Source organism: Actinomycetota bacterium (genome assembly GCA_035536535.1).
In the GTDB taxonomy this organism is placed as follows: Bacteria; Actinomycetota; JAICYB01; order JAICYB01; family JAICYB01; genus DATLNZ01.
The window spans coordinates 1-7,015 of record DATLNZ010000173.1; the positions used below are offsets into that span (position 1 = coordinate 1).

The window sequence follows — 7,015 nt, forward strand, 5'->3', positions numbered from 1 at the left end:
CCGCGACGGAGATCGGCATCCACTCCGGCTGGGCCTCCCACAGCTTGGTGGACCCCTCAACGTCGGCCAGCAGCAGGGTCACGGTCCCCACGGGCAGGACGAGCTTTCCTTGCATCTCTGATTGCACTGTCCCCGGCCCCCACGTTGTGTGCGCAACATCTTCGCGTGGAGAGGGCGCAACGACAAGACGCTCAGGACCGGGACACCAGCTCCGCCCAAACGTGACGGTGATCCGATCCGTGCGTGCTCCGCGTCTGGAACCGGCGCGTGGTGAAGTGGCGGCTGTGGAACACGTAGTCGATGCGCACGACCGGCACCGGTGCCATCCAGGTGAACCCGAACCCCCACCCGGCGTCGCGGTGCGAGTCACCGAGGCTGCGGCGCATGCCCCTGTAGAAGCGGTGGCGGTCCGAGAAGTTGAAGTCCCCCAGCATCACCGTCGGCCCCCGCGCCTGCGCGGCCTTGCGGCGCAGGATCGCCATCGTCTGTTCCTGATGCTCCGTCCGCAGGCCCGTCAACGAAGCTCCGGGAGGGAACGTGTGGACGTTGACGACGCGCGTTCGCCGCGCGTCGTGCAGCGTGACCTCCTGGCAGAAGCACGTCCCAAAGTCGCGCTGCGGGGGCCGGGGCTCGTCAAACGGGATGCGGCTGAGGAGGCCGAACCCGAACGCGCCGTCGTCCGGGTGCAGCGACTGGTGCGGGTACAGCTTGCTCAGACGCTCCGGGATCGCCCGCGCGGACACGTGGCTCAGCTCCTGGATCGCGACCACGTCGGCCTGCGCGGATCGCAACAGCCGCAGGACGCCGGTGGTGTCGGGGTTGCCGAAGTACTGGTTGATGGCCAGCACCCGCAGCGGCGAGACACGCGGGGGCGTGCGCTGTGGGAAGAACAAGGGGCCGTACTCCGCCGAGAAGACCAGCAGGGGCAGTGCGGCCGCGACCGCCGCCCGTGGGAGCCTTCGCACCACAGCCGCCACCACCAGCACGGGCAGCGGCAGGAACAGCAGCCATCCGAAAAGGTCCGCAAGCCCAAAGGGCGCCAGGGAACCCAGCGGCGTGAACCGCAGGCCGTTCCACACGACGACCAGCGCCGCATACGCGGCGGTCGAAGGGATGTTTCGCAGGCGGGACAGAGGGCCCATGCTACGGTCCCCCGGGCTCATATTGACAGGTATCGATTCATCGATTAGTTTCGATACATGGCAGGCACATCCGGTTGCTGCGCGATCGTCGACCCCGCGATGGGCGAGGCCGAGGCGGCCTCCGTTGCCACACAGTTCAAGGCGCTCTCCGATGCGACACGGGTGAGGATGCTCAACCTGCTCGCGCGGAACCCGGAGCTGTGCGTGTGCGAGTTGCAGGCCCACTTCGAACTCGCCCAGCCCACGATCTCGCACCATTTGGGCATCCTTCGCCGCGCGGGACTGGTCACGTCCGAGGAGCGCGGCCGCTGGGCCTTTTACCGAGCCGACCCGGACGCAATCCGCGTCCTGGCACAAGTCCTGGAGGTGGACAGATGAAAGAGGCAGTCCGCGACCGCTACGCCACACACGCCCGGCAGATGCCGGACTCCCCCGACGGCACCCCGCCCACGCTCGGACTCGGCGACCCCGTCTCCCTTGCGAACCTGCGACCGGGAGAAACGGTCCTGGACCTGGGATCCGGCCCCGGCCGCGACCTTCTGGCCGCCGCGCAGGTTGTGGGTCCGCACGGCCGCGCCATCGGCGTCGACATGACGCCCGAGATGGTCGCCCGCGCACGGCTCGCCGCGGCCGGTGCCGCGAACGTCTCGGTGCTTCAAGGCGACCTCGAGCAGCTGCCCGTCCATTGCGGCGCCGTAGACGTCGTGATCTCCAACTGCGTGATCAACCTCGTCCCGGACAAGCGCCGCGCGCTCGTGGAGGCTTACCGCGCCCTTCGCCCGGGGGGCCGGCTGGCCATCCTCGACACCGCCTTTGACGCCGACCCGGGCGCGGATGTCCGCGCAGACGCAGACTCATGGTCGTGCTGCGTGGCCGGAGCCCTTGTCGCAGACGACTACCAGCAGACGCTGCGGTCCATCGGGTTCGAAGAAGTCCGACTGCGGATGCTGGACGCCGAGTGCGGCGAGGGAGCCTGTTCGGCCGATGGCGGTCCTACCGCCCGCGCGGTCGCGGTGACCGCGACCAAGCCGGGGACGCCGTCCGAAGGCCCGGTAATGCGTCCCGCGGTTCCCGCCGACCTGGACGGGATCGCGACGCTGCTCCACGAGGCCGGACTGTCGCCGTCCGGACTGCGGATCGAGGACGCGATCGTCGCAGTGGAGGGCGGGCATCTGGTCGGCGTCGTGGCCGTGGAGAGGCTGGGACGAAGCGCGCTGCTGCGGTCGCTGGCGGTGGCCGGCGCGCATCGCGGGCGAGGCATAGGCACCCGGCTCGTGATAGCCGCCCTGGAGGTGGCCCGGTGGTCCGGCGCCGACGAGGTGAACGCGCTGACGGCCGGCGAAACGGCCCTGTTCGAGAAGTTTGGCTTCAAGGTCGTCGCCACCAAGCCAGCGGGCTTCGCCTGCGCAACGGAGGGCTCCATCGGTGCCGACTGCGAGTGCGCCGTGGCCCTGAGGCTCTCCTTCGAGGACGCCGACCTGCCGCTGTTGGGTAAGCCCTCGCAGAAGCCGCTGCCAACCTTCGAAGGCAACGCCTGCTGCTGAAGGGCTGAGCCTTCAGTAGGTGAAGAACCCCCGGCCCGTCTTGCGGCCCAGGTAGCCCGCCTTGCCCATGTGCTCCAGCAGCGGTGCGGGAGCGTAGCCCGGCTCCCGGAACTCCGAGTTGAGCGAGTTCATGATCTCCAGCGTCACGTCGAGTCCCACCATGTCCACGAGCGCGAGCGGTCCGACCGGGTGCGCGCAGCCGAGGGTCATCGCCGTGTCGACGTCCTTTTCGGTCGCGTAGCCCTGCTCCACCATCCTCACCGAGTCGTTGAGGTACGGGAACAACAGGCGGTTGACGATGAACCCGGCCCGGTCCTCGCACACGACCGTGTGCTTGCCCATTCCCTCCGCAGCCGACTTGGCGATCGACAGCGTGTCCGTCGAGGTGGCCACGGTCCGGACGAGCTCGACCAGTCCCATCACGGGGGCCGGGTTGAAGAAGTGGACGCCGCACACCTTGTCCGGACGCGAGGTCGCCGCTGCCAGCTCCACGATCGGCAGCGACGAGGTGCACGACGCCAGGACGGCGTCCGGATGTGCGACACGGTCCAGCTCCGCGAACAGCGCTCGCTTGAGATCAAGGTCCTCGGCCACCGTCTCTATCACCAGGTCGACTTCCGCGAGCCGGGACAGGTCCGTCGTCCACGTCACGCGTCCGGCAGCGGCGTCGTACTCGGCCTGCTGCATTCGTCCGCGCTCGACGGCCTTGCGCATCGAGGCGTCCATGGCCTCTCGCGCGGCGGCCACCGACTCTTCGCTGCGGCCGCGGCACACGACGTCCATTCCCGCGCGGGCGGCGACCTGGACGATGCCGGCCCCCATCGTGCCGGTGCCGACCACACCCACGGACCGGACCGGGTGGCTGCCGGAGGGCAGGTCGACCCGGCCCCCGCTGCGCTCGTCCGGCACGACCTTGGACGAGTCGGGCTCGGCGTAGGTGTAGAACCCGCGTCCGGACTTGCGCCCGAGGTAGCCGGCGGTGACGAGGTGCTTGATCATCGGCGCCGGCGCATAGCGCCTTTCGGCGAACTGGCGGTGAAGCGACTCCATGATCCCGTAGCAGGAGTCCAGTCCAACAAGGTCCATCAGCGCGAGCGGCCCCATCGGGTGCCCGGCCCCCAGCCGCATCGCCGCGTCGATGTCCTCGCGAGACGCAAACCCCGACTCCAGCATCCGGACCGCCTCGTTGAGGTACGGGAACAGCAGAAGGTTGGCGATGAATCCGGCGCGGTCCCGGCAGACCACAGGCGTCTTGCCCAGCCGCTGCGCGAGCTCCGTCACCGACTGCAGGACGTCCGGACTCGTCGTCACCGTCCTGACCAGCTCCACGAGGTCCATCACGGGGGCCGGGTTGAAGAAGTGCAGCCCCACGACCCGCTCCGGACGCGAGGTCGCCACGGCCATTTCGATCACCGGCAGCGACGAGGTGTTGGTGGCGAGGATGGCGTGGTCGGCCAGCAGCCCGTCGAGGATCCCGAAGACCTGGCGCTTGGCCTCCAGCCTTTCCGGGACGGCCTCGACCACGAGGTCCGAGCCTTTCAAAGCCTCGAACGTGGTGTGCCCCGTGATGCGCCCCAAGGCCGCCTCCGCGTCCTGCTGGCTGAGCTTGCCCCGGGAGACTGCGCGGTCCAGCGAGTGGCGGATGCGGTCCATCCCGTGCTCCAGGCGCGCGTCGTCCACCTCGTGCACGACCACGTCAAAGCCGGCGCGCGCGAACAACTCGCTGATGCCCGAGCCCATCGTGCCGCAGCCGACCACCCCGACCACCCGGATGTCCTGTACCCCCATCGCTCCTCCTGACGCCTCGGCCAACGCCCGCTAGCGTGCCAGACGCGGCTCCGGCAGGAATCGGACGGGGGTCGAAGAACATCGGTCCATGCGGCGTCCAACAATTTCTCCCTTGCCTCACACCGTGAGGCGCATCTACAGGACTTGCGCGGCCGCTTTCATGGCAGGCGCCCTGGGCCTCGCCGCGGCGTGGGCAGGCGTCGGCCTGGCTCCGGTGCCCGTCCCCAAAGCGGCCTCACCGCACCCGGCGGCCTCGGCGGCGGCCCAGACGCCGGGACGCCAGGTTTCCGTCCGTCCGGGGGCCGAGACGTCGCCGGTGCAGGTGCAGTCGGTGCTCCACTCGGATGTCGCCGCTCCCTCCAGCCAGCTTCCGCCCGGTGAGTTTCTCGTCGGTGCGAACCGCACGAGCCTGGCGCCGGCTCCCGAGCTGTACGGCGGGACCCGCTGGCAGACCGAAGGCTGCTTTGAGGTCGACAAGGCCAACCCGGACACGACCCACGCCCTGCCGGCCCCCGGCCACGGCTGGCCGGCCTCGAGTCCGGACTGCATCTACCTGGGAGGGTTCGGCCTCGGTCCGGCGCGCGCTGCGCGCGCCGTGGACGACGGCGGCGTCTGGGTGAGGTCGCTGGCAGTCTCCAACGGCACGCAGACGATCGTCCACCAGGTCATCGACAGCGTCGGCTGGTTCTACCGCTACCAGGGATCGGCGTGTGCCGACTGCGGCTGGCACGACATCCGCAACGCCGTCAGCGCCCAGACGGGGGTTCCCCAGGACAACCTCGTCATGACCTCCACCCACAGCCACTCCGGCCCGGACAACTACGGCGGTTGGGGCGGCGTCCCCGACTGGTACTGGCGGCAGCTGCGCGACTCAGCGATCGCCTCGGCGAAACAGGCGGTGGCGAACCTCGTTCCGGGCTCACTGGACACCGGCTCCACCGTCCTGCGGGGAATGAACGGCGAGCGCCGCGACCACTACTACTCCACCCCCGACTACCAGGCGGTGTGGCTGCAGCTCAAGGAGAAGGACACCGGCGCGGCGGTGGCGACCATGGCCAACTACGCCGGACACCCGACGATCGTCAACACCAACCCGACCGCGACGGCCAAGTGGGACGCCGCCGCGGGAAAGTGCGCCTTCGTCGGGGGTCCGGGGACGCCGCTGCTTCACGCCGACTGGCCCGGCGCGGCGGCCCGGTCGCTGGAGGGCCGTTTCGGAGGCGTCGGCCTGCTCATCGAAGGCGGGCTGGGCAACGTCTCCATCTCCCGCAAGCCCGCCGGCAGGCCCTGCGACGCGACCGCCGACAACCCCACGGGGGCCACCTTCGGCAAGGAGGACGCGGAGGCCGAGGAGACGGGTGCGGCCTTTGCAGCGTCGATCGCGGCGGACGTCTCGAAGAACCCGATCCCGGTCACGTCCAACGAGATCAAGGTCAGCGTCCAGCAGGTAACGCACCCGGTCATGACCAACCAGGGGCTCGCGGTCCTCGGCTCCCTGGGACTGTTCAGCCGCGAGTTCGTCCCCGGGACCCCGGGGGCCGACGGACCGGGGGCCTACAGGTGGACCAAAGAGCGCAACGCCGGACCCGGGCAGCTGCGGGGATGTGAGACCTCGTCCGCCACGCAGATCAAGACGGTTGTCGGGGCGCACTCCATAGGCGAGTTCGGAGTCGCCTTCGCGCCGGGAGAGCTGTTCTCCAACGTCACCGAGGTCGTGAAGTCCAAGGCCAGCAGAAACGCGGCGCTGGCCGTCTACTCGCAGGCCAACGACGCTCTGGGGTACCTGATCCAGTCCTTTGAGTACGACTACAAGGGGGCCGGGACAGCCGGGGAGTACGCCACCCAGACCGGCGAGTACGAGGAGGCTTTCGCGCTCGACCACTGCCTGGGCGACCACGTCACCCAGTCGATGATCGACGCAGCCCGCGCCGTGGGCCTGTAGCGCCCGCGACCGCTGGGGGCCCTCGCCGGCTGCGCTTGCGTAGGCTTTGGGCATGGCCGTGAACCGCCCGCGGGACAAGCCCTGGCTGATCCGCACGTACGCAGGCCACTCGTCGGCGGCGGCGTCCAACGAGCTGTACCGCCGCAACCTCGCCAGCGGACAGACAGGTCTGTCCATCGCCTTCGACCTGCCCACGCAGATCGGCTACGACTCCGACCACCCGATGGCGGCCGGGGAGGTCGGCAAGGTCGGCGTCCCGGTGTGCCACATCGGCGACATGCGGGCGCTTCTGTCCGGGATCCCACTGGCGGACATGAACACGTCGATGACGATCAACGCCACCGCCGCCTGGCTGCTCGCGCTGTACGTGGCCGTGGCCGACGAGCAGGGGGCCCCCCGAACGGCCCTCCGGGGCACCACTCAGAACGACATCCTGAAGGAGTACCTGTCCCGCGGCACCTACGCCTTCCCTCCGGACCCGTCCATCCGCCTGACCGCCGACACGATCGAGTTCACCGGACGCGACATGCCGAAGTGGAACCCGATCAACATCTGCTCGTACCACCTGCAGGAGGCCGGGGCGACGCCGGTCCAGGAGA

6 protein-coding genes are annotated in these 7,015 nt (G+C 69.6%); 4 read left to right on the forward strand and 2 right to left on the reverse strand.

Annotation, left to right across the window (positions count from 1 at the left end):
• Positions 1-191: 191 nt before the first annotated feature.
• A complete protein-coding gene (locus VNE62_11585; protein HVE92920.1) occupies positions 192-1,142 on the reverse strand; it encodes an endonuclease/exonuclease/phosphatase family protein in 951 nt (316 codons plus the stop codon).
• Positions 1,143-1,199: 57 nt separating this feature from the next.
• On the opposite strand from VNE62_11585, the gene VNE62_11590 reads away from it, so the two are divergent.
• Both VNE62_11590 and VNE62_11595 read left to right on the forward strand, forming a co-directional pair.
• Positions 1,200-1,520: a metalloregulator ArsR/SmtB family transcription factor gene (locus VNE62_11590; GenBank protein HVE92921.1), complete on the forward strand. Its 321-nt coding sequence runs from the start codon at positions 1,200-1,202 to the stop codon at positions 1,518-1,520.
• Positions 1,517-2,686 carry a GNAT family N-acetyltransferase gene (locus VNE62_11595; GenBank protein ID HVE92922.1) on the forward strand — a complete coding sequence of 390 codons (1,170 nt, stop codon included), beginning with the start codon at positions 1,517-1,519 and terminating at the stop codon, positions 2,684-2,686. Before VNE62_11590 ends, VNE62_11595 begins: the two co-directional genes overlap by 4 nt.
• A gap of 12 nt (positions 2,687-2,698) precedes the next feature.
• On the opposite strand, the gene VNE62_11600 is transcribed toward VNE62_11595, so the two are convergent.
• Positions 2,699-4,474, reverse strand: coding sequence for a 3-hydroxybutyryl-CoA dehydrogenase (locus VNE62_11600; protein ID HVE92923.1), 1,776 nt, complete (start codon positions 4,472-4,474; stop codon positions 2,699-2,701).
• 124 nt (positions 4,475-4,598) lie between these two features.
• Here VNE62_11600 and VNE62_11605 point away from each other — a divergent pair, with 124 nt between their 5' ends.
• A complete protein-coding gene (locus VNE62_11605) occupies positions 4,599-6,416 on the forward strand; it encodes a hypothetical protein (GenBank protein HVE92924.1) in 1,818 nt (605 codons plus the stop codon).
• A gap of 52 nt (positions 6,417-6,468) precedes the next feature.
• A partial coding sequence (locus tag VNE62_11610) for a methylmalonyl-CoA mutase family protein (protein ID HVE92925.1) occupies positions 6,469-7,015 on the forward strand: 547 nt, incomplete at its 3' end.

Coding starts and splice junctions, on each gene's coding strand:
- VNE62_11585 (HVE92920.1), bottom strand. CDS start 1,142: ATGGGCCCTCTGTCCCGCCTGCGAAACATCCCTTCGACCGCCGCGTAT.
- VNE62_11590 (HVE92921.1), top strand. CDS start 1,200: ATGGCAGGCACATCCGGTTGCTGCGCGATCGTCGACCCCGCGATGGGC.
- VNE62_11595 (HVE92922.1), top strand. CDS start 1,517: ATGAAAGAGGCAGTCCGCGACCGCTACGCCACACACGCCCGGCAGATG.
- VNE62_11600 (HVE92923.1), bottom strand. CDS start 4,474: ATGGGGGTACAGGACATCCGGGTGGTCGGGGTGGTCGGCTGCGGCACG.